Source organism: Marinomonas sp. G8-14 (genome assembly GCF_055808935.1).
In genome coordinates this window covers 2,444,470-2,465,950 of the sequence record NZ_CM147891.1, presented here as the reverse complement: position 1 = coordinate 2,465,950, position 21,481 = coordinate 2,444,470, and the positions used below count along the sequence as shown (strand labels likewise).

Here is a 21,481-nt window from a genome sequence, read left to right as displayed (position 1 = left end):
CTCTTCATGCGCACGGTATGGAGGGCTTTTTTATGGCTAAAATACTACGCCTTTGTATAAAGGTTGTTGGCCTGTCTTGCTCGCTCTTCTTCGGTAATGGGATTTCCTTCTATGGGAGGGTAGTGCCCCACAAATAATAAGCCTATTTTGCTGTCTCCTAGAACCGCGGGCGTCAAAACCTGATTTTTTGCCCGCCAAATTCGCAAACCAAACGCTTGAGGGGAGGTGTTGCTCTCGCTTATTTTACCTTGGTTTAGGTGTGGGTAAAGCGCTGACAGCTGATCTTGTTCGCCATCTTGATCTAATAATATGTGGTAATGCGTGATTTGTTGGTCAAGGAATTCCGGTGAATAGGGCGTGCGTAAAATGGGCAGCCAACTTTCTTGCGCAAAGGTATGAAAAAAGATAGGAGTTTCTGGGGACCCGTTGTGAGGCGACATTAGGACCGTCATTTCGACAGGAATGCCATATAGCGGCTTAACTGGAATGTGAAAGATAAGTTGTTTTGCTGGTGGTCGCTGGGGAACTTCTGGTGCTATGTAGTCATCCGCTCTTTTGATTTTTTCTGTATTCAGTGGTGGAACTTGTAAAAATATCTTCCACTCTTTTGAGTCCAAATTAAGCTCTTCCGGGGAATGCAGGTTAAGGGCGGAATTCATGATGTGGCTTAATACGTGCTCAATGAGATTGGCAAAAATACTGGTTGACGCTGTGAGTGGGTTTTTTGTCTGGCTATCTAAATGAATTTCTTTGACTTGATGAGCAGCAGAGCTTAGGTCAACAGAGTCTTTATTGCTGATGATGGGGCGATATTTGTTTCTCGAGATCAACTTTCTTTCGTTGGTCTGGGTGCTGGCTCTATTGAGTGCCTCTATAAATATCATGATCCGACTCCTTTGTTGGCTGTCAAAGGTATCGGCCATTTTTATGAAGAGTTTAGAGATAGTCTGTTTTTTGAGCAAAAAAGACTATCTCAGTCTACGTTACTAACGAAGTAAGTTGGACAATTTAGGATTTGGCTTGAGCGCAGCACGGTAAAAGAGTGCCACTTTGCCAATCGTTTGTACTGTTTCAGATTTCATTATTTTATTGATTTCTTCAATCAGTGCTGTACGTACTTCACGATCTGTAATGCTAATGCGTATTTTAATCAGCTCGTGATCTTCAAGGGCGCGATCAATCTCAGTAAGAACGGATTCTGTTAGGCCATTGCCCGCAATCATAACCACTGGATTAAGTGCGTGTCCGATTAGGCGATATTGCTTTTTTTGGGCGTTTGTAAGACTCATAGTAAAATTTTCTCATATTAGTTGATCCTCTTTATTGGAGGCTGAAGAGGTTAAGCGATATTATAGCGGAATATTGACTGATTTAGGTATGATGAAAACGTGGCAAGATCAAAAAGTAGTAATAATTGGATGAAGGAACATTTTGACGATCCGTATGTCAAAAAATCGCAACAAGATGGTTATCGCTCCAGAGCCAGTTATAAACTGATAGAAATTAACGATAAGGACAAGTTGTTTCGACCCACGATGCGTGTCGTTGACCTAGGTGCGGCACCAGGTGGCTGGTCTCAGGTGGCAGCGAAACTGGTAGGAGATAAAGGAACGATTGTTGCCTCAGATATATTGGAAATGGCGCCCTTGCCAGGTGTGCGTTTTGTTCAAGGTGATTTTACTGAGCAAGAAGTATACGAAGCGATTTTAAGGGAAATCGGAGATGAAAAAGCAGATCTTGTAATTTCCGATATGGCCCCCAATATGAGTGGGAACAGTTCTACTGATCAGCCACAAGCTATGTATCTTGTAGAGCTTGCTTTGGATATGGCATCTCAAGTGCTGCGTCCGGGCGGAAATTTTCTAGTGAAGGTGTTTCAGGGGGAGGGGTTTGAAGAATACCTCAAAGCCATGCGGGCTCAATTTGATTCTGTTGTAACACGTAAGCCGGATGCCTCGCGAGCAAGAAGTCGCGAAGTTTACTTATTAGGAAGACAATATAAGGGTTAATAGGGTATGTTCTGGTATTATTACCAGAGATATTAAAAATAACCTTTAAGAGGTGTGCTCTTGAACGATATGCTGAAAAATATACTGTTGTGGTTAGTAATAGCTGCTGTACTGCTAACTGTGTTTAATAATTTTAATACAACGGCCGACACGAACCGGATTTCCTATTCCGAATTCGTAAAAGAGGTGCAAGATGGTCGTATTGCGAAAGTAGTGGTGGATGGTTATACCATTAGCGGTAGCAGAACAAGCGGTGATACCTTTGACACTGTGCGTCCTGCGGCAGCTGATCCAAAGATAATGGATGATCTGTTGAGTAATAATGTCATTGTAGAAGGGCGCATGCCTGAGCAGCAAAGCATTTGGACTCAATTGTTGGTAGCCAGTTTCCCAATTCTTCTGATACTTGCGATTTTCATGTTCTTCATGCGTCAGATGCAAGGCGGTGCTGGTGGCAAGGGTGGCCCTATGTCTTTTGGTAAATCCAAAGCACGCCTTTTACCAGAAGATCAAATTAAAACCACTTTTGCTGATGTAGCTGGTTGCGATGAAGCGAAAGAGGACACTGAAGAGCTTGTTGATTTCTTGCGTGAGCCAAGTAAATTTCAGCGCCTAGGTGGAAAAATTCCTCGTGGTATCCTGATGTGTGGACCTCCAGGAACAGGTAAAACTTTGTTGGCTAAAGCAATTGCCGGCGAAGCAAAAGTGCCGTTCTTTACTATTTCAGGTTCTGACTTCGTTGAAATGTTTGTTGGTGTTGGTGCATCTCGTGTTCGTGACATGTTTGAGCAAGCTAAAAAGCATGCGCCATGCATTATCTTTATCGACGAGATCGATGCTGTTGGTCGTAATCGTGGTTCCGGTATGGGTGGTGGTAACGATGAGCGTGAGCAAACATTAAACCAGCTATTGGTTGAAATGGATGGCTTCGAAGGTAATGAAGGTATTATCGTTATTGCGGCAACAAACCGTCCTGACGTATTAGATCCTGCTTTATTGCGTCCAGGTCGTTTCGATCGTCAAGTGCAAGTGGGCTTGCCTGATATTCGTGGTCGTGAGCAGATTTTGAAAGTGCATTTGCGTAAAGTGCCTTGTGATGACGATGTTGAGCCAAAAAACATCGCTCGTGGAACGCCTGGTTTCTCTGGTGCTGACTTGGCGAACTTGGTTAACGAAGCAGCATTGTTTGCGGCTCGCTCTAATCGTCGCTTAGTGAACATGGAGCAACTTGAGCTTGCGAAAGACAAGATCCTCATGGGCGCAGAGCGCAAAACCATGGTGATGAGTGACAAAGAGAAGCTGAATACCGCATATCATGAGGCCGGTCATACTATTATTGGTTATCTAATGCCAGAGCATGACCCAGTGTACAAGGTGTCTATTATCCCTCGTGGTCGTGCACTTGGTGTCACCATGTATTTACCAGAAGAAGATAAATACAGTATCAGTAAGCGTGGTCTTGAAAGTCAGGTTTGCAGTTTGTATGGTGGTCGTATTGCAGAAGAGATGATCCATGGTTTTGATGGTGTCTCTACTGGTGCCTCAAATGACATTGAGCGAGCCACTAGTATAGCTCGTAACATGGTGACTAAATGGGGGTTGTCTGAAAAATTAGGCCCATTTGCTTACGAAGAAGATGATCATAGTGGTAGCTATATCAGTGGTCCTACAGGCAGCAAGGCGAATTATTTCTCTCCTGAAACGGGTAAGATTATTGATGCTGAGGTTCAAGATATTATTACTCGTTGCTATGCAAAGGCGACGCAGATATTAGAAGAGAACCGCGATAAGCTAGATGTCATGGCGGAAGCTTTGATGCAATATGAAACAATTGATGCGAAGCAGATTAAAGAAATTATGGATGGTAATAAGCCTTCCGCTCCTGAGGGTTGGTCAGACCCTAGTGCGAATTCGCCAAAAGGTGATGACGCAAAAGCGGTGAAGGAGGATGGTGTTACTGAGTCTTCTGAAGAAGAATCGTCCAATCTTGATGATTCTACTGGGACAGTATCTCCTAAACCTACGGGTGAGTGATTTTTCCTTGTTAATCTGCTGATATGGATTTTTCATGTCGTTAATGTCGTTCGGGGACAAGTCGTTAGACTTGTCCCTTCCTCATGTAATGGGGATCTTAAATGTGACACCCGATTCTTTTTCTGATGGCGGTGTCTTTCATTCCCTTGATGCGGCCCTGCGTCAATCTGAAAAAATGATTGCCGAAGGTGCTAGTATTATCGATGTCGGTGGTGAGTCAACTCGCCCTGGTGCTGCTCCCGTCAGTATCCAGCAAGAAATGGATCGCGTCTTACCTGCTATAGAGGCGATAAAGAAACGCTTTGATATTATAGTCTCTGTTGATACCAGTACCACACAAGTGATTCGAGAGGCTGCCCGTTTAGGGGTTGGTCTGATTAATGATGTTCGTGCTCTTGAACGTGATGGTGCCTTGCAAGCTGTTGCTGAAACGGTCTTGCCTGTTTGTTTGATGCACATGAAAGGGGTGCCACAAACCATGCAGCAGCAACCGGATTACGCTTCGGTCGTTGATGATGTGATGCAATATCTGCTGTCTAGAGTGGTAGAGTGTGAGCATGTGGGGATTGATCGTTCTCGTCTCATTTTGGATCCGGGTATTGGGTTTGGAAAAACACTGTTTCATAATTTATCCTTGCTGAATCGGACATCTCAGTTTAAAGAGATGGGGTTTGAGGTCCTGATTGGTCTTTCGAGAAAAACCATGATAGGGGATGTGTTGAATTTACCAGTTGATGAGCGTTTGTATGGCACAATGGGGGCAAATGCTTCCGCCTATTCAAAAGGTGCTCGTATATTTAGGGTTCATGATGTTAGGCCACACGTTGAAATGTTGGCGCTAATGTCTCGTATTGAGAGAGAGATTTGATGCGTAAGTATTTTGGAACAGATGGCATTCGTGGCAAAGTTGGAACCACCCCAATTACGCCTGAGTTTATGCTCAAACTTGGTTGGGCGGCTGGGCAGGTTTTTAAAGAAAATGATAAGAAAATCCTGATCGGTAAAGACACTCGAATCTCAGGTTACATGTTTGAGTCAGCGCTTGAGTCCGGTATTGTTGCCGCGGGTGCTGATGTCCGTTTGGTTGGGCCTATGCCAACGCCTGCAATAGCCTATCTGACACGAACATTTCGCGCCAGTGCGGGGATTGTGATTAGTGCTTCCCATAATCCTTATACCGACAATGGCATTAAGTTTTTTTCGGCAGAAGGTGGGAAAATTTCTGACGAAATAGAAGAGCGCATTGAGTATTTCATGGAACAGCCGATGGTTGTGGTGGAGTCTAGTCTTATCGGTCGTGCCAAACGCATTGATGATGCAGCTGGGCGTTACATAGAATATTGCAAAGGCACTTTTCCAATCGGTTTGCAGTTAAGTGGGCTAAAGATTGTTGTCGATTGTGCGGATGGTGCTACTTATCATGTCGCTCCCCGAGTATTTTCAGAACTAGGGGCTGAAGTTATTTCTATTGGTGTTAACCCTGACGGACTAAATATCAATGAGTTTAGCGGGGCGACAAAACCAGAGTTGTTACGCAAAAACGTTTTAGCTGAGGAGGCAGATCTTGGTATCGCTTTGGATGGCGATGGCGATCGTTTGATCCTAGTAGATCGTCATGGGGTGGTTCGTGATGGCGATGATATTTTGTATATCATTGCGAATCATTTAATGCGAACAGGGCGTTTTAGTGGCGGTGTTGTTGGTACATTGATGAGTAATTTTGGTCTTGAGTTGGCGTTCTCTGAAACGGGTATCGGTTTTAGTCGAGCGGCGGTGGGGGACCGATATGTGAATGAAAAGTTGATGCAGCATGGCTGGGTGTTAGGTGGTGAGCCTTCTGGGCATATCGTTTGTCGCTCTATTACAACGACTGGTGACGGTATTATTGCGGCCCTCCAAGTACTTCGGGCCATGGTGGAAGAAGGTAAGTCCCTTGATGAGCTTTTGGTCGGTCTTGTAAAATTCCCGCAGAAATTAAAAAACATACGTGTCGCGAAGCGTTTTGTGCCAAATGAAGAGCCTGCTTTACAGAAAGCCATTGCCGTCGCTAATGAGCGTTTGAATGGTCTTGGTCGAGTATTGCTTCGGGCTTCGGGGACAGAGCCTTTGATTCGTGTCATGGTAGAGGGCCGAGACGATCAAACAGTGGATGAGCTTGTTGATTATTTGGTCGAGGAAGTGAATTCTGTTGTTTCAGCAAAAGCGAGCCTCATAAAGCAAAATTTATGAGCTGAATAGTAATAAATGACTTGAAACTAAAGCGTCCATTCCATAGAATGGGCGCCTCGAATTTAGGGGTTAGAATATGATTCGTCAAAAGATAGTAGCTGGTAATTGGAAAATGAATGGCTCAAAAGAGTCCATATCCTTACTGATTAACGGTTTGCTTGAGATGGAAGGTTCTGACTCTGAGGTTGTTGTTGCACCATCTTTTCCCTACTTGTCTCAAGTTGAGAGTTTGATTTCTGGCAGTGCCATCGTGCTAGCGGCTCAAAATGTTAGTCAAGAAGTAAAAGGCGCCTTTACGGGAGAAGTATCCGCTTCTATGTTGGGTGATTTCGGGGTTAAGTATGTTTTACTTGGTCACTCTGAGAGACGTTCTCTTTATGGTGAGATAGATGCGTTAGTTGCATCAAAAGTAAAGGCAGTATTAGATTTTGGCTTGGTTCCTATGTTTTGTGTCGGAGAGACGCTGGCAGAACGCGAAGCAGGCAAGACGCTTGAAGTATGTGAACGACAAATTCAAGCGGTCATTGATGTTGTTGGTATTGCTGCGTTCGAAGGTTTGGTTATAGCCTACGAACCTGTGTGGGCAATAGGCACCGGTTTGTCAGCCAGTGCAGAGCAGGCACAAGAAGTTCATAAAGCAATCAGAGATTTTTTAGCTCAATCGTCAGAATCTGTTTCTCAGAAAGTGCAGATTTTGTATGGTGGAAGTGTTAAGGCATCAACCAGCTCGGCTTTATTTCAAATGCCTGATGTAGATGGTGCTCTTGTTGGTGGTGCATCGCTTGATGCAAAAGAATTTATAGCAATAGTAAAAGCGGCAGGTTAATTAATGGAAGCACTTATTTTAGTTTTGCATGTACTGGCGGCAGTAGTGATTATTGCGTTGGTCTTGTTGCAGCAAGGTAAAGGTGCGGACGCTGGTGCCTCTTTTGGTGGTGGTGCGTCCCAGACTGTATTTGGTAGCCAAGGTGGCGGTAGCTTTTTTGGAAAGATGACGGCGTTTTTTGCATTGATTTTCTTTCTGACTAGCTTTGGTCTGGCTTACTATGCAAGTGAGCAGGCAAAAAGCGTTTCTGGTGCACTTGATTTTGTTCCTTCAGCACCTCAAGTTGAAGAAACGGTTGGTCTGCCTGATTTAGGTAATAGTAAAAACACAATATCTGATATTCCAGTGACTGAGTGATTTTAGTCTCTGTAATACTTAGTTAGTTTAGTGTTTGGTTAAGCGTTTTGCGGATGTGGCGGAATTGGTAGACGCGCCATCTTGAGGGGGTGGTGAGCAACGCTCGTGGGGGTTCGATTCCCCCCATCCGCACCAATATTGAATTGGTATCATATTTTGTGTATGATGTCGTCATATTGATGCAGAGCAATCTGGTTTGTTGAGTTGAGAGTTTCTTTAAACGAGTTATTCTTCTCATGGTTTTCCTAATTTAGGTATCCGCAGCAGTTTGTTCTTAGTATTTGGTGTCAGGATTGATAGCCTTCTTTTTAGAAGGATGCTCTTTCAATGCTTCATTGAGTAGAGTACTAAGAACCCCTATATGGGGTTTTTTGTTATCTGCACCGTGCACTATATTTTAATGAAAATGGGCCTTGAGCTCGTTTTTTGTTTCTGCGTTTTACAAAATTGGTTTTCGGAGAAAACGATTGTCAGCAAAATATACGATTTTAGAAGAACTTATTCGACCAGTCGTTGAAGGTTTGGGATTAGAGTTTTGGGGGATGGAGTACTTGTCTTTAGGTAAGGATTCTGTGCTTCGTATTTATATCGAGACTGACGCTGAAAAGGGGATTGATGTTGAAGATTGTGCCCGCGTTAGTCGTCAAGTAAGTTCTATTTTAGATGTTGAAGATCCTATTACTGGGGAATATAGCCTAGAGGTATCGTCACCAGGTTTAGATCGGCCTTTATTCAGTTTGGCTCAGTATCAGGCGTATATCGGTTCTATTGTTTCTTTGCGTTTACGAGTGCCTTTTGATGGGAGGCGTAAATTTAAAGGGCAACTAATGGGGATCGAAAGCGAAGATATTGTTATTCGTGTAGATCAAGAAGAATACCTATTGCCTATCGAATTGATTGATAAGGCAAATGTTGTTCCACAATTTTAAAATTAACCTTGAAGAGAGGCTAAAAGGATGAGCAAAGAAATTCTTTTGGTAGTGGAAGCCGTTTCCAACGAGAAAGATGTTCCGAAACAAGTTATTTTCGAAGCCGTTGAAATTGCTTTAGCAAGTGCTGCCAAGCGTCGTTTTGAAGAAGACGCATTAATTCGTGTTTCCATTGATCAGCGTACAGGTGATTATAAAACGTACCGTCAGTGGCACATTGTTGCCGATGAAGAATATTCTGCGCCAGCTTCAGAGCTGACAATAGACGATTCTGAAGAGCAAAATCTTGGCTTGGGTATCGGTGAAATATACGAAGAAGAAGTCGAGTCTGAAGCATTTGGTCGTATTGCCGCGCAAACAGCAAAACAAGTTATTGTGCAAAAAGTGCGCGAAGCGGAACGTGCAAAAATGGTTGCGCTGTACACTGAAAAAGTAGGCAAGCTTGTTCACGGTCAAGTTAAAAAAGTGACACGCGATAGCCTGATTATCGATCTAGGTGAGAACGCCGAAGCGTCTTTACCAAAAGATCAACTTATTGCTCGTGAGAGCTTCAGAATGAATGATCGAATTCGCGCTTTATTGCTTGAGATTCGTGAAGATAATCGTGGATCGCAATTAATCCTTTCTCGTAATGCCCCCGCTTTCATGATCGAGCTATTTCGTCTTGAAGTGCCAGAGATTGCAGAAGAAGTTATTGAGATTCGTGGTGCCGCACGAGATCCTGGGTTGCGTGCAAAAATTGCCGTCAAAACAAATGATCGTCGCATCGATCCAATTGGTGCGTGCGTTGGTATGCGTGGCGCGCGCGTTCAAGCGGTATCAAATGAGATGAACGGCGAGCGTGTTGATATTGTGCTTTGGGATGATAACCCAGCTCAATTGGTTATCAACGCAATGGCACCTGCTGAAGTCGACTCTATTGTGATTGACGAAGATGCGCACTCTATGGATGTCGCTGTTAAATCAGACAACCTAGCGCAAGCTATTGGTCGTAATGGTCAGAACGTTCGCTTGGCTTCTACTTTGACTGGTTGGTCTTTAAACGTTATGACCAGCGAAGATGCGGAAGCGAAGCAACAAGAAGAGTCTCAGAAACTGATTGATATTTTTGTTTCTGGTTTGGACATTGACGACGATTTGGCCATTCAAATGGTTGAAGAGGGATTCACTTCTTTGGAAGAAGTGGCCTATATCCCGATGGAAGAAATGTTAGACATCGACGGATTTGATGAAGATTTGGTAAATGAACTACGTTCACGAGCAAAAGAGTCCTTGTTAAACCGAGCTTTACAAGCTGAAGAGCAATTAGATGATGCTAAACCGGCTGCTGACTTGTTAGCAATGGAAGGTATGGATAATCATCTTGCTCTAGTGTTGGCTTCTATGGGAGTGATCACCATGGAAGATCTAGCAGAGCAATCGGTTGATGAATTGCTAGACGTTGAAGGTATGACAGAAGCGCGCGCGGCGAGTCTTATATTGACAGCTCGTGCACCTTGGTTTGCTGAATCTGAATAAAATCTGAGTACATAAGGGGGAACTTAATGACAGTTCAAACCGTAAAGATATTATCCGAGCTGGTTAATACACCAGTCGATAAGCTACTAGCTCAGATGAAAGACGCTGGCCTGCCTCAAACGAGTGCAGGTCAAGAAGTCTCTGAAGTTGAAAAGCAAGCGTTACTGAATTATTTAAAACGTCAGCATGGCGAAGACGGCGGTAGTAGCCAAAGAATTACTCTGCAACGAAAGACAACAAGTACGTTGTCGCGTGATGGCGGAAAAGCGGTTAATATTGCAGTGAAGAAAAAACGCACGTACGTTAAGCGTGATGATTCAGACAGCGAGTCTCAAAAGCAAGAAGAGTTGTTGCTTGCCCAACGCCTTGCTGAAGAGCAAGAACGTTTGGCTGCTGAAGAGCAGGCCCGTTTAGAAGCTGAGCGTAAGATTGAAGAAGAGAAGGCGGCCAAAGCAAAAGCTGAAGCCGAAGCAAAAGCGCGTCAAGACGCAGCGGCAAAAGCCGCCGTAGCGGATGCTGACGCGGTAAATTATACGGAGCAGTATGTTTCCGATATAGGAGCGGCAGAACCCGTGGAATCACCGAAGCAGCCTAAAGCAGCGAAAAAAATGTCTCAACCAGCAATGGACAGTAAAAAATCATCGGTTGCGCCAAAAGGCAAAAAAGGCCCAGTGAGACATGACAACGATAAAGACAAACCTCGTGGTCGTATTAATCCAGATAACAAGCGCACATCACGCGTAAATGTCAATGACGAAGATGAATTCACTCGTCGCGGCAAGTTAGGTCGTAAAAATAAGAAGCCTGCAAAACAAGAGCATGGTTTCCAAAAGCCAACGGCTAAAATGATTCATGAAGTTGCTTTGCCAGAAAGTATCACTGTGGCAGATCTTGCTGAAAAAATGGCAGTGAAAGGCGCAGAAGTTATCAAGGTCATGTTTAAAATGGGCGCAATGGCAACCATTAACCAAACGATTGATCGCGATACAGCAACGCTTGTTGTTGAGGAAATGGGTCATACGGTTAAGCTGATCGACGAAAACGCTGTTGAAAATGACATGATCGAAGCCATTGACTACGAAGGTGAGGCGATTAAACGCGCACCAGTCGTTACCGTGATGGGCCATGTTGACCATGGTAAAACGTCTTTGCTTGATTATATTCGTACTACTCGCGTTGCTGCGGGTGAGTCTGGCGGTATCACACAGCATATCGGTGCTTATCACGTTGAAACACCACACGGTATGATTAGTTTCTTAGATACGCCTGGACACGCGGCATTTACTTCTATGCGTGCCCGTGGTGCGAAAGCAACAGACATCGTTATTCTAGTGTGTGCTGCAGATGATGGCGTTATGCCTCAGACAATAGAAGCCATTCAGCATGCTCGCGCTGCTGGTGTACCTATTGTTGTTGCAATGACTAAGATTGACAAAGAAGGCGCGGATTTAGATCGCGTTAAAAATGAATTGGTCGCACAAGCTGTCATTCCTGAGGAGTGGGGTGGTGACGTACAGTTCGTTGGCGTGTCTGCTAAGACTGGTGAGGGTATTGAAGCACTCTTAGAAGCCGTACTATTGCAATCAGAAGTACTTGAATTAACTGCAGTTCCTAGCGCACCAGCTAAAGGTGTGGTTGTTGAAGCACGTTTGGATCGTGGTCGTGGTTCTGTTGCCACTTTACTCGTTCAAAACGGTACTTTGAAGAAAGGCGACATCGTGTTGGCTGGTCTTCAAATGGGTCGTGTGCGTGCTTTGTTGGACGAAACTGGTAAGACGATTGATTCTGCAGGCCCATCTATTCCAGTTGAGATTCTTGGTCTTGACGGAACGCCAGAAGCTGGTGAAGAGTTTATCGTGGTGGCGGATGAGCGCAAAGCGCGTGAAGTAGCTAACTTCCGTCAAGGTAAATACCGTGAAGTGCGTTTTGCCCGTCAACATTCTGCTAAATTGGAGAATCTATTCTCTGAGATGGGCAAAGACGAAGTGCGTACTTTGAACATTGTTATCAAAGCGGATGTTCGTGGTTCTCTTGAAGCCTTGATTAAATCATTGACTGACATGAACACCGACGAAGTGAAAGTAAACGTTGTCTCTAGCGGCGTTGGCGGTATCACTGAAACAGATGCTACTCTGGCGCTAGCGTCCGATGCGGTTATTTTCGGTTTCAATGTGCGTGCGGACAACTCTGCTAAGCAATTCATTGAACGTGAAACTATTGATCTTCGTTACTACAGTGTTATCTATAACATTATTGACGATGTTAAATCTGCATTGTCGGGTATGTTGTCTCCAGACCTTCGCGAAGAAATCAAAGGTACTGCTGAAGTACGTGATGTATTCCGTTCGCCTAAGTTTGGTCTGATTGCTGGCTGTATGGTGGTAGAAGGTACCGTTTATCGTAGCAAGCAAATCCGTGTATTACGCGATGATGTGGTTATATACGAAGGTGAACTTGAATCTCTGCGTCGATTTAAAGATGCTGTTAATGAAGTTAGCCGTGGCATGGAATGCGGTATCGGTGTTAAAAACTACACTGACGTAAAAGTAGGCGATAAGATCGAGGTTTTTGAAACTATCGAAGTTGCTCGTACGTTATAATAGGACAAGATCATGGCAGGCGAATTTAGTCGTACTAGTCGGATCGGTGACCAGCTCCAAAAGGAGCTGGCGTCCTTGATCCAGTTTGAAGTAAAAGATCCTCGTTTAGGATTGGTTACTGTCAACGAAGTGCGTGTAGCAAAAGATTTAGGCTATGCGGATATTTATTACACCGTACTAGGTAAAGATGATCAGCCAGAAGTATTGGCTGAGAACCAAGCTGCGCTGGATAGTGCAAAAGGGTTCTTGCGTCGTCGTTTAGCACAAGAAGTAAAACTTCGTGTTATGCCACATTTGCGTTTCCACTACGACCAGAGTGTTGTTAATGGTTCGCGTATGTCCGCTCTGATTGACGAAGCCATTCGTGATGATGAGACAAAAAACGGTAACGAAGACGAGTAATAAGTTCGTATGGTTAAAGCAAAATGGCGTTCGGTAGACGGCATCGTCCTACTGAACAAGCCGATAGGTTTAAGTTCGAACCAAGCTCTACAGCGTGTCCGTCGCCTTTATCAGGCGGCAAAAGCGGGACATACTGGTGCGCTAGACCCTTTGGCAACAGGAATGTTGCCACTGTGTCTTGGTGAAGCGACGAAATTCTCGCAATATCTATTGGATGCAAATAAGCGCTATTTAACGTGTATTCAGTTGGGGAAGCGAACCACAACGGGCGATCGTGAAGGAGATGTGTTAACCGAAGAGTTGATTCCGACCCTAACCGATGATTCGCTTGAGGCAATTTTAGATAGATTTCGTGGTGATATTGAGCAAATACCGCCTATGTATTCCGCTTTGAAGCATGAAGGCCGACCTCTTTACGAGTATGCTCGTCAGGGCATTGTTATTGAGAGAAAACGTCGACGCGTCACGGTTTCAAATTTAACCCTTATTTCCAGAACAGAAGACACGCTAACGCTTGATATTCAATGTTCGAAGGGGACGTATATTCGAACCATTGGTGAGGATATTGGAGAAGCATTGGGCTGTGGTGCTCACCTTCATTCATTGCATCGTATTTCGACGGCAGGATACTCGCCTGAAAATATGATGACGTTGGAAGAGTTTGAGTCCATTGCAGAGCAAGGTTATGACGCGTTGGATTCTCATTTGATCTCCATGGATACCGCTGTAGAACACTTCGAAAAAGTGGATTTAGTTGAAGCGGACACTTTGGATATGATGTTTGGTCGGACCATTTCTAGTCCTATTTCATTAGAGCATGAAACTGTGGTGAGGATGTACGATCAAAAATCTCAGCGTTTTTTGGGACTTGGACAGATAAAAGGAGTGTCTATTCGTCCTTATCGATTGGTAAATACTAGCGAGTTCTCTTTATAAATAGCAGTGAGTTCTGCTAAAAAAAGTGCTAAACTTGCTGGCCTAGGATGACTGAAAATATGCTCGGCTATCCTTTACTTTCAATAGCATATTAATTTGGAGATTAAGATTATGGCATTGTCTGCAGAAGCTAAAGCAGCATTGGTTAAAGAGTTTCAAGTAGCGGAAGGTGATACAGGTTCTCCTGAGGTTCAAGTTGCATTGTTGACTAAGAACATTGAAGGTCTACAGGGTCACTTCCAAGCTCATAAACACGACCACCATTCTCGTCGCGGTCTAATCCGCATGGTAAACCAACGTCGTAAGTTGTTGGATTACCTTAAGCGTAAAGATGCAACTCGTTACACTAGTTTGATCAAAAAACTAGGTCTGCGTCGCTAAGACTGAGAAAGGGCCATAAATTATTATGGCCCTTTTTTTATTGGTCTCCCAAGGGACAGCCTGTACTTCATATGCACTTTTCTTCTGCTAGACGAAGAAGCAAAAAGAGTTCATATGAGTACTGGCTTAAAAAGAGGTCTTTGGGAGAAGAAATTTTTTTAATAAAAGGAATACGCGTGAGTATTACGACAAAAACTTTCCAGTTCGGTAATGATACCGTAACGCTAGAAACAGGCCGCATTGCTCGTCAAGCAACGGGCGCCGTACTTTGTACAATTGGTGATGCACAAGTGTTAGCAACGGTTGTTGGTGCGAAAACAGCCACACCTGGTCAAAACTTTTTTCCATTGTCTGTACATTATCAAGAGCGAGCTTATGCTGTTGGTAAAATTCCAGGTGGTTTTTTAAAGCGCGAAGGTCGTCCTTCTGAAAAAGAAACCCTGACTTCTCGTTTGATCGACCGTCCAATTCGTCCATTGTTCCCTAAAGGTTTCATGAACGAAGTTCAAGTTGTTTGTACCGTTATGTCTACGAACACTAATCTAGACGCTGATATCGCAGCTATGATCGCAACGTCTGCTGCTTTGACTATTTCTGGTATCCCATTCAATGGTCCTATCGGTGCGGCTCGTGTTGGTTTTAATGACGAGTCTGGTTACATGCTTAACCCAAATTACTCTGATCTAGAAGGTTCATTGCTAGACATGGTGGTAGCAGGGACAAAAGACGCCGTATTGATGGTGGAATCTGAAGCGCAGGAATTGACCGAAGATGAAATGTTAGGCGCGGTTCTTTATGCGCATAAAGAAATGCAAACCGCGATTTCTGCCATCACTGAATTCGCAGCTGAGTGTGCTAAGCCTCGTTGGGATTGGCAAGCAGAAGAGGCTAATGTTTCTTTGGCTGACGCTCTTCAATCTGGTTACGCGGCTCAAATCGAAGAAGCGTATGGAATCAGTGAGAAAATGGCTCGTTACGCACAATTAGGTGTTGTTCGTGATGCTGCTGTTGCTGCCTTAGTGACTGAAGGCGGTGAGTTTTCTGAAGCGGACGTAACAGGCGCTTTCTCTAAATTAGAAAAACGTATTGTACGTCGTCGCGTTATTGACGGTAAGCCACGTATTGATGGCCGAGACAACAAAACGGTTCGTCCTATCAATGTTGAAGTGGGTATTTTAAACAAAACTCACGGTTCTGCATTGTTCACTCGTGGTGAAACCCAAGCCATTGCAACTTGTACGCTAGGTACGAGCCGTGATTCTCAAATGACAGACGGTTTGACTGGCGAAAGCAAAGACAGTTTCATGTTGCATTACAACTTCCCTCCATATTCTGTAGGTGAATGTGGTCGTATGGGCGGTGTTGGTCGTCGTGAAATTGGTCACGGCCGTTTGGCTCGTCGCGGTGTTCAAGCCGTATTGCCTTCTGAAGACGAATTCCCATACACTATTCGCGTCGTATCTGAGATCACTGAATCTAATGGTTCAAGCTCTATGGCGTCTGTATGTGGTGCGTCTTTGTCTATGATGGACGCTGGTGTACCTTTGAAAGCACCAGTTGCGGGTATCGCAATGGGTCTTATTAAAGAAGATGACGGCTTTGCTGTATTGACTGATATCTTGGGTGACGAAGATCACCTTGGCGATATGGACTTTAAAGTAGCGGGTACTGCAGAAGGTATCACTGCACTTCAAATGGACATTAAAATCGAAGGGATCAACGAAGAGATTATGGACATTGCCTTGAGCCAAGCGCTTGAAGCTCGTACTCATATTCTTCGTGAAATGGCAAAAGTAATTGGTTACGCTCGTCCAGAAGTGTCTCCAAATGCGCCATCTATGGCGACGATTAAAATTGATCCAGAGAAAATTCGTGACGTTATCGGTAAAGGTGGTGCAACAATCCGTTCTATCACTGAGCAGACAGGTGCTTCTATCGATCTAGATGACGATGGTACTGTTCGTATTTACGCCGCTGATAAAGCGTCTTCTGATGCCGCATTGCTGAAGATTCATGAGATCACTGCTGAAGCTGAAGTTGATAAGCTTTACAAAGGTAAAGTGGTTCGCTTAGCGGAATTTGGTGCATTCGTAAATATCTTACCTGGTAAAGATGGTTTGGTTCATATCTCTCAAATCGCTGAAGAGCGTATTCGTGCGGTGACCGACTTCCTTTCTGAAGGACAAGATGTCATCGTTAAAGTACTAGATGTTGATGCTCGTGGTCGTATCAAATTATCTATGAAAGACGTTACGGCAGAAGAAAAAGCCGCTTACACAGAGTAATTTTGTGTGACGGATTGATTAAAAAGGTGCTATTTATTAGCGCCTTTTTTTGTTTTTAATGTTATGTATAGACTAAAATGACAGCATTGTATGGCTGATATTAGTGCTCTATTTGTTGATTGTCTTAGTGAAAATAAAGGAAAAGATCATGATGTTTAAAGTGGTAGGGTTATTAGTGGCGAGTCTTGCGTTGATAGCATGTAGCAAAGATGCGGTGAATACCCCTGTATCGGCGATTCCTGACTGTGTTTTTGCCGATGGCTCTAACCAGCCTGCGCCTGATTGGGTGTGTGGGGCTCCTATTGATGGCGTGGCTTTATCGGCTGTTGGATATAGTGAAAAATCCGCTGCAGGGGTGAATTATATGAAGCAGATGGCAGCCACAGCAGCACGAGTTGAATTAGCTCAAGTGCTGAGTATTGATCTGCAAAATATGGTTAAGCAATACGTCGAGACAACGGGGGCTGGCGATTCTGAAACGGTAGACCGTGTGAACAGTGTTGTTACCAAGCAAATTACTGAGCAGCAATTAATCGGCTCAAAAATCATCCGTCAAATGCCAACGCCATCTGGTGGTTTAGTTGTATTAGTGGGGCTGGATCCCGCTCAAGCTCAAGGTGTTGCAGAGAGTATTTTGCGTTCTTCAATGCGAAATGAAGCAGCATTGTTTCAAAAGCTTGAGTCTGAAAAAAGCTTTGATGAACTTGCAGCTGAAATTGCCAAGCGACACGCAAAATAAGGAATAAAAAACACAGTGATGTCGTTAAGTGGAGCTCACTGTGTTTTTGATAATTGCTAAGACATTATTTCTTCATCAAAAATGGGGGTTGGTTTTTTGTTGCTATCCACAGCAACAAAGTTGAAATGCCCCGTGACCGCTTTTGTGCGTTTGTCGCTGTCGAGTTGTTCTAGAAAAATAGACACTTCTACTTTCAGTGATGTTCTTCCAACATGAACGACGCGAGCAATGAGTTCGACTAAAATACCTGATGGGATGGGGTGTTTAAAGTCAACCTGTTCTGTTGAAATGGTGACCATGGTTTTTCTGGCAAAACGAGTGGCAGCGATATAGGCGACTTCATCCATCCACTGTAGGGCGATGCCACCAAATAAGGTATCGTAATGGTTTGTTGTGGCTGGAAATACCATTTTGGCAACACGTGTCTCCGATATTTCTTCTCGTTTTTGGATGAGTAGTTTATTCATGTTAGTAAAAACCTTTGTTTCAATGATTCTGTTGAGTGGCATTATACTCGTAGGAATGAGTGGTTGTGATACGCGTTTTCAAGGCGAGGATGTTTTATCTCAATATGCAGCAGGTTTAAATCGCTCGCAGTATGTGTCGGTGTCTTCTCCTGCAATTCAAATGCCAGCAAGCCTGCCGTCGCCTCGTCATCGTCAACAAAATCTGACACAATTTGATATTGGTTTATTGGATTATTTGTCTTTACAGCAATGTGATGTTGGTTTTGTCGCAGGAAGAAAGAACAGCATATTAGGTAAAGTGATGCCTGACAGTCAGCGGTTTTTATATGAGCTGGACATTATCCGAGCCATTGAATCGTGTGATATTAAGAACGACACTTTGGCTGAGGAGTTGCATTATATAGCGCAACAGAAACGCCTAGAATTGACGATGGCGTTTGGAAATGCGCTTTTTAATGGTGCGGAAAGTGAGGCTTTTTTTAGCTTATCCAATGGCTTTTTACCGCTGAATTCCTCAACCGCAGATCAGCAAGAATTAATGAACGCCCTTAATCGATTGGTTGTCATAGGTGAGAATCTTGAACGCTTGCCTGTTATTGATGCCAAAGTTTTTGAGGGCGATTTAAAGACTCTTATGGACAGTGAATATGCAGGTAGGTTGTTATATACGATCGTTCGAATAACGGATTACTTAAATCTCATTGCTGGCGAGATTGCTGGTCTTGATCAACAAATGTGTGGTGCGCCAATGGTGTTTTTTAAACAGCAATTTGAAACGCATTATGTAGATATTGTTCAGCCTTATATGGGGCGCATTAATCGTAGTGCGTATCAGGTTTTACCGCTTTTAAATAAGCTATTTGAGTTAAGTGCACCATTGAGTAATGATATGCATGTTTTTTCTCATCAGTTCTCATTAGTGGCTTCAGATAGCCGTTGGCAACATTATCAACAAGCGTCTCAAAGGCATGCACAGCAATGGAGTGCGCTTTTTGGATTGTGCTCCATGTCTATTGGGAGCGAATCTTAAAGGCGGGTATTGAGTTGTCTTTCCAAACTTTCTACGGCGTCATATTGGTAAGCTGGGCCTTCAGCTAAAGGTTCGAAGCTTAATGCTTTTAGTAAAGCTATGTTGGCAATTGGATTCTCTCCAATGCTTTGCGAAAATTGCATTGGGCGCGTTACTGCATGAGGTTGGTGTTGGCTCAACTTATCAGCCGTATCAATCAATGACGGCCCTGGCTGGCTGAATAGGCTCATTAATAAGGCAAAATTGGCATTGCCAGAAACCGGTTGTCCCGCTCGACTACTTTGGGTTACCTGTGTTTCAACAATGTCTCTTATATTCATTTATTTACCTATTAAATTCGCTACGATACGCTATCGGCACGGAGTGATTTTTCTTAAGAAAACAAAGAATTAATTAGAATAACGAAGCGTTTTTCTTTGGCTGATGGTTAATTGGGGTTTTTTATGCTGTTGAGATGGCAAATTTTCTTCAACGTATAGCTCAAATTGTGTAAGCATCGTACTATAATGCATTGCAGATCAATAATGTTTTAGGATCTGCTGCTTTCTATTCAGAGAAGTGGGCCGCTTACTGTTGGTGCGGTGGGGCATAATGCATGCATGATATTAACGAACTGATCGACAATGTTAGACGCAATGAAGAAATTGCACGCAAGTTCTTTGAGATAGAGCGCTGTATTCTTTCGATTGGTCGTTGTGACCAGTTTGTTTCTACCTTAACAAAAGAAGTGCAAAAGCAATTTAATGTGCCCTATGTATGGGTGAACTTAATCAATGAAGCGCCCTTGTCCCATCTCATAGAAAGCCTAGAGAAAATGCCTGATTTACGTGATCGGGTATTGTTTACTAGACGTCGATCTATGATTGATATTATTAAAGCCAGTAATAAAACGGTATTAGTAAATACAAATCTGAGTCGTTGTTGGGAGATCATTCCGACTGTTTATCGTGATATTATTTCTTCTGTGGCAATTTCTCCGCTGACGATTGACGGTGAGTTAGTTGGTCTGTTTTGTCAGGCCGACTCGGACAGCACTCGTTATGATGCGATGACCAAAGACACTTTTTTACTTGACCAGCTTGCCATCAAAATTTCAATCTGTCTCAGTAACGTGACAGCAAGAGAGAAGCTTGAGTATTTAGCTACTCGGGATCCGTTAACCGGCCTATTAAATCGTCGGCAGCTTGAGTTGATGTTGGAGCGTGAGTTTGCTCGGTCTAAGTTACAAGAGCGTGATCTGACGGTTGTATTTATCGATTGCGATGCTTTTAAGTCGATCAATGATACCTTGGGACATAATTGTGGCGATGAGGTGTTAGAATACATTGCCAAGCGGTTGTTAAAATATGTTCATAAGCAAGGGTTGGCGTTTCGTTTTGCTGGCGATGAATTTGTGTTTGTGATGCCGGGTAAAAGTTATGAGCAATCCATTATGGTTGCTGAATCCATTCAGGAATACCTTCAATCTAATCCATTAAGGTATAAATCGAATCTTGTGCCGATTACGATCAGTTATGGTGGCGCCAGTGTAATGTCTGATAGGCCAAATAACTACAAGCACCTGCTAAAAATAGCGGATGAGCGTCTTTATGATTATAAAAATAACCGTAAAAGATTAGTGCCGACTAAGGTATTTAAATTTTTAAACAGACTCAGGTAGAATTGTAATTTTATTACATTCTGGCGACTGTTTTTTCAGGGTTGCGGTATTTTTCCCCTCAATTTTGTTGTAAAATTTCAAAAAAATTAAATAGGGTTCGTCTATGTCCCATGCTTTAATCGCCGATCTTGGTGGAACGAATGCACGTTTTGCTTTGGTTCCTATCCATCAGTATGAGCCTCTTGAAATTAGAGTGCTCCCTTGTAAGAATTATGCCAATTTTTTCGACGCTGCGGCCGATTATATAGAGCATTGTAGTGTTGATATGGAAAATATTGACGCTGTCGTTCTTGCCATTGCAGGTCCTGTCAATCAAGCGGTTATACGCTTTTCTAACAATCCTTGGCATTTTACTCGTGCCGAAGTGCAATCTTATTTTGGTGACGATAAACCCGTTGCCTTGCTCAATGACTTTGATGCTGTGGGTTACAGCTTAGAGGTTTTACCTAAAAGCGATATGGTGGTGTTGGGTGAAAACGCCACAGTGGATCCAAAAGCACCATGCTGGGTAGTAGGAGCGGGAACTGGGTTAGGTATTTCTTGTGTTGTACCTCAAGACAACGGCCCTAATATGGTGTTGCCTGGGGAGGGTGGACATGTGGATTTGTCTGCTTGTAATGACCTCGAAGACGATATTTTGAAATTCTTACGCACTCGTCATAAACGCGTGTCGGCGGAGCGTGTGCTATCGGGAATGGGTCTTGAAAATATATACGAGGCTATGGCGCAGCGACAAGGGATTGAAAAACGTTTAACAGCACCTGAAATTGGTGATGCCTTAAAGGAAGGTAACGACCCTATAGCCAAAGCTGCACTAGAACAGTTCTTTGTGTTTCTTGGGCGAGTGATTGGTGATCTTGTCCTATCGGTTGAGTCCCGTGGTGGTGTTTATATTGCAGGGGGGATTGTGCCACGTTATGTTAATGAAATCCTGAAAAGTGGTTTTCGTGACGCAATGCAAGATAAGGGGCGCATGAAAGAATTTGTCTCACCTATTCCGACGTTTGTCGTAATGTCTGAATACCCAGGGCTGATGGGATGTGCTTGTTATGCGTCTCATCTTGTGTCGAAAGCCTAAA

The 21,481-nt window shown here is 43.7% G+C and carries 21 protein-coding genes and 1 tRNA gene; 18 read left to right on the top strand and 4 right to left on the bottom strand.

Going from position 1 to position 21,481, the window contains the following annotated elements; genetic code table 11:
• Positions 1-44: 44 nt before the first annotated feature.
• Entirely contained in the window at positions 45-884 is an 840-nt protein-coding gene (locus AC0L6V_RS12645; protein WP_265218372.1) for a hypothetical protein, read from the bottom strand.
• A 102-nt stretch (positions 885-986) separates the two neighbouring features.
• Positions 987-1,289 carry a YhbY family RNA-binding protein gene (locus AC0L6V_RS12640; protein WP_111605596.1) on the bottom strand — a complete coding sequence of 101 codons (303 nt, stop codon included), beginning with the start codon at positions 1,287-1,289 and terminating at the stop codon, positions 987-989.
• A gap of 99 nt (positions 1,290-1,388) precedes the next feature.
• On the opposite strand from AC0L6V_RS12640, the gene rlmE reads away from it, so the two are divergent.
• The 15 genes from rlmE to AC0L6V_RS12565 all read left to right on the top strand — a co-directional run bounded on the left by rlmE (position 1,389) and on the right by AC0L6V_RS12565 (position 17,245).
• Entirely contained in the window at positions 1,389-2,009 is a 621-nt protein-coding gene (gene rlmE / locus AC0L6V_RS12635; protein WP_111638134.1) for a 23S rRNA (uridine(2552)-2'-O)-methyltransferase RlmE, read from the top strand.
• A 60-nt stretch (positions 2,010-2,069) separates the two neighbouring features.
• Entirely contained in the window at positions 2,070-4,043 is a 1,974-nt protein-coding gene (gene ftsH, locus AC0L6V_RS12630) for an ATP-dependent zinc metalloprotease FtsH (RefSeq protein ID WP_265218374.1), read from the top strand.
• Positions 4,044-4,077: 34 nt separating this feature from the next.
• On the top strand, positions 4,078-4,911 hold the full coding sequence (gene folP, locus AC0L6V_RS12625; protein ID WP_409418604.1) for a dihydropteroate synthase: 834 nt from the start codon (positions 4,078-4,080) through the stop codon (positions 4,909-4,911).
• Entirely contained in the window at positions 4,911-6,272 is a 1,362-nt protein-coding gene (gene glmM, locus AC0L6V_RS12620; protein ID WP_265219382.1) for a phosphoglucosamine mutase, read from the top strand. The genes folP and glmM overlap by 1 nt, the downstream gene beginning before the upstream one ends.
• Before the next feature lie 76 nt (positions 6,273-6,348).
• Positions 6,349-7,098, top strand: a complete 750-nt coding sequence (gene tpiA, locus AC0L6V_RS12615; RefSeq protein WP_265218375.1) for a triose-phosphate isomerase — start codon at positions 6,349-6,351, stop codon at positions 7,096-7,098.
• 3 nt (positions 7,099-7,101) lie between these two features.
• Entirely contained in the window at positions 7,102-7,455 is a 354-nt protein-coding gene (secG, locus tag AC0L6V_RS12610) for a preprotein translocase subunit SecG (protein ID WP_265218376.1), read from the top strand.
• Between the two features lie 49 nt (positions 7,456-7,504).
• Positions 7,505-7,590, top strand: a tRNA-Leu gene (locus AC0L6V_RS12605).
• 332 nt (positions 7,591-7,922) lie between these two features.
• Positions 7,923-8,384 carry a ribosome maturation factor RimP gene (rimP, locus tag AC0L6V_RS12600; RefSeq protein ID WP_111605589.1) on the top strand — a complete coding sequence of 154 codons (462 nt, stop codon included), beginning with the start codon at positions 7,923-7,925 and terminating at the stop codon, positions 8,382-8,384.
• A 27-nt stretch (positions 8,385-8,411) separates the two neighbouring features.
• Positions 8,412-9,902 carry a transcription termination factor NusA gene (nusA, locus tag AC0L6V_RS12595; protein ID WP_111605588.1) on the top strand — a complete coding sequence of 497 codons (1,491 nt, stop codon included), beginning with the start codon at positions 8,412-8,414 and terminating at the stop codon, positions 9,900-9,902.
• A 26-nt stretch (positions 9,903-9,928) separates the two neighbouring features.
• Entirely contained in the window at positions 9,929-12,502 is a 2,574-nt protein-coding gene (gene infB, locus AC0L6V_RS12590) for a translation initiation factor IF-2 (RefSeq protein ID WP_265218378.1), read from the top strand.
• A gap of 12 nt (positions 12,503-12,514) precedes the next feature.
• On the top strand, positions 12,515-12,904 hold the full coding sequence (gene rbfA / locus AC0L6V_RS12585) for a 30S ribosome-binding factor RbfA (protein WP_012068746.1): 390 nt from the start codon (positions 12,515-12,517) through the stop codon (positions 12,902-12,904).
• A gap of 9 nt (positions 12,905-12,913) precedes the next feature.
• A complete protein-coding gene (gene truB, locus AC0L6V_RS12580; RefSeq protein ID WP_265218379.1) occupies positions 12,914-13,840 on the top strand; it encodes a tRNA pseudouridine(55) synthase TruB in 927 nt (308 codons plus the stop codon).
• A 111-nt stretch (positions 13,841-13,951) separates the two neighbouring features.
• Positions 13,952-14,221 carry a 30S ribosomal protein S15 gene (gene rpsO / locus AC0L6V_RS12575; protein WP_265218380.1) on the top strand — a complete coding sequence of 90 codons (270 nt, stop codon included), beginning with the start codon at positions 13,952-13,954 and terminating at the stop codon, positions 14,219-14,221.
• Between the two features lie 176 nt (positions 14,222-14,397).
• Positions 14,398-16,506 carry a polyribonucleotide nucleotidyltransferase gene (pnp, locus tag AC0L6V_RS12570; RefSeq protein ID WP_265218381.1) on the top strand — a complete coding sequence of 703 codons (2,109 nt, stop codon included), beginning with the start codon at positions 14,398-14,400 and terminating at the stop codon, positions 16,504-16,506.
• 148 nt (positions 16,507-16,654) lie between these two features.
• Entirely contained in the window at positions 16,655-17,245 is a 591-nt protein-coding gene (locus AC0L6V_RS12565; RefSeq protein ID WP_409418602.1) for an LPP20 family lipoprotein, read from the top strand.
• A gap of 56 nt (positions 17,246-17,301) precedes the next feature.
• Here the strand turns inward: AC0L6V_RS12565 and AC0L6V_RS12560 are convergent, their stop codons facing one another.
• Complete coding sequence (locus tag AC0L6V_RS12560) at positions 17,302-17,712, bottom strand: acyl-CoA thioesterase (RefSeq protein ID WP_265218384.1); 411 nt, start codon at positions 17,710-17,712, stop codon at positions 17,302-17,304.
• Between AC0L6V_RS12560 and AC0L6V_RS12555 the strand changes: the two genes are divergently transcribed.
• Positions 17,711-18,742, top strand: coding sequence for a DUF3080 domain-containing protein (locus tag AC0L6V_RS12555; RefSeq protein WP_265218385.1), 1,032 nt, complete (start codon positions 17,711-17,713; stop codon positions 18,740-18,742). The two genes, AC0L6V_RS12560 and AC0L6V_RS12555, sit on opposite strands and share 2 nt — an antisense overlap.
• Here AC0L6V_RS12555 and AC0L6V_RS12550 read toward each other — a convergent pair.
• The gene (locus AC0L6V_RS12550) at positions 18,739-19,062 is read right to left on the bottom strand and encodes a hypothetical protein (protein ID WP_265218386.1); all 324 of its coding nucleotides are present in this window, start codon (positions 19,060-19,062) and stop codon (positions 18,739-18,741) included. The two genes, AC0L6V_RS12555 and AC0L6V_RS12550, sit on opposite strands and share 4 nt — an antisense overlap.
• Before the next feature lie 275 nt (positions 19,063-19,337).
• On the opposite strand from AC0L6V_RS12550, the gene AC0L6V_RS12545 reads away from it, so the two are divergent.
• Together AC0L6V_RS12545 and glk are read left to right on the top strand one after the other, a co-directional pair.
• Positions 19,338-20,402, top strand: coding sequence for a GGDEF domain-containing protein (locus AC0L6V_RS12545; RefSeq protein ID WP_409418601.1), 1,065 nt, complete (start codon positions 19,338-19,340; stop codon positions 20,400-20,402).
• 103 nt (positions 20,403-20,505) lie between these two features.
• Positions 20,506-21,480, top strand: a complete 975-nt coding sequence (gene glk, locus AC0L6V_RS12540) for a glucokinase (RefSeq protein ID WP_265218388.1) — start codon at positions 20,506-20,508, stop codon at positions 21,478-21,480.
• The last annotated feature ends 1 nt before the right edge of the window (position 21,481 follow it).

Excerpts from the sequence above, each read along its gene's own strand:
- AC0L6V_RS12645 (WP_265218372.1), bottom strand. The coding sequence starts at position 884 with ATGATATTTATAGAGGCACTCAATAGAGCCAGCACCCAGACCAACGAA.
- AC0L6V_RS12550 (WP_265218386.1), bottom strand. The coding sequence starts at position 19,062 with ATGAATATAAGAGACATTGTTGAAACACAGGTAACCCAAAGTAGTCGA.
- infB (WP_265218378.1), top strand. The coding sequence starts at position 9,929 with ATGACAGTTCAAACCGTAAAGATATTATCCGAGCTGGTTAATACACCA.
- rbfA (WP_012068746.1), top strand. The coding sequence starts at position 12,515 with ATGGCAGGCGAATTTAGTCGTACTAGTCGGATCGGTGACCAGCTCCAA.
- AC0L6V_RS12640 (WP_111605596.1), bottom strand. The coding sequence starts at position 1,289 with ATGAGTCTTACAAACGCCCAAAAAAAGCAATATCGCCTAATCGGACAC.
- glk (WP_265218388.1), top strand. The coding sequence starts at position 20,506 with ATGTCCCATGCTTTAATCGCCGATCTTGGTGGAACGAATGCACGTTTT.
- AC0L6V_RS12555 (WP_265218385.1), top strand. The coding sequence starts at position 17,711 with ATGTTAGTAAAAACCTTTGTTTCAATGATTCTGTTGAGTGGCATTATA.
- tpiA (WP_265218375.1), top strand. The coding sequence starts at position 6,349 with ATGATTCGTCAAAAGATAGTAGCTGGTAATTGGAAAATGAATGGCTCA.
- rpsO (WP_265218380.1), top strand. The coding sequence starts at position 13,952 with ATGGCATTGTCTGCAGAAGCTAAAGCAGCATTGGTTAAAGAGTTTCAA.
- glmM (WP_265219382.1), top strand. The coding sequence starts at position 4,911 with ATGCGTAAGTATTTTGGAACAGATGGCATTCGTGGCAAAGTTGGAACC.
- secG (WP_265218376.1), top strand. The coding sequence starts at position 7,102 with ATGGAAGCACTTATTTTAGTTTTGCATGTACTGGCGGCAGTAGTGATT.
- folP (WP_409418604.1), top strand. The coding sequence starts at position 4,078 with ATGTCGTTAATGTCGTTCGGGGACAAGTCGTTAGACTTGTCCCTTCCT.
- AC0L6V_RS12565 (WP_409418602.1), top strand. The coding sequence starts at position 16,655 with ATGATGTTTAAAGTGGTAGGGTTATTAGTGGCGAGTCTTGCGTTGATA.
- truB (WP_265218379.1), top strand. The coding sequence starts at position 12,914 with ATGGTTAAAGCAAAATGGCGTTCGGTAGACGGCATCGTCCTACTGAAC.
- AC0L6V_RS12545 (WP_409418601.1), top strand. The coding sequence starts at position 19,338 with ATGCATGATATTAACGAACTGATCGACAATGTTAGACGCAATGAAGAA.
- AC0L6V_RS12560 (WP_265218384.1), bottom strand. The coding sequence starts at position 17,712 with ATGAATAAACTACTCATCCAAAAACGAGAAGAAATATCGGAGACACGT.
- nusA (WP_111605588.1), top strand. The coding sequence starts at position 8,412 with ATGAGCAAAGAAATTCTTTTGGTAGTGGAAGCCGTTTCCAACGAGAAA.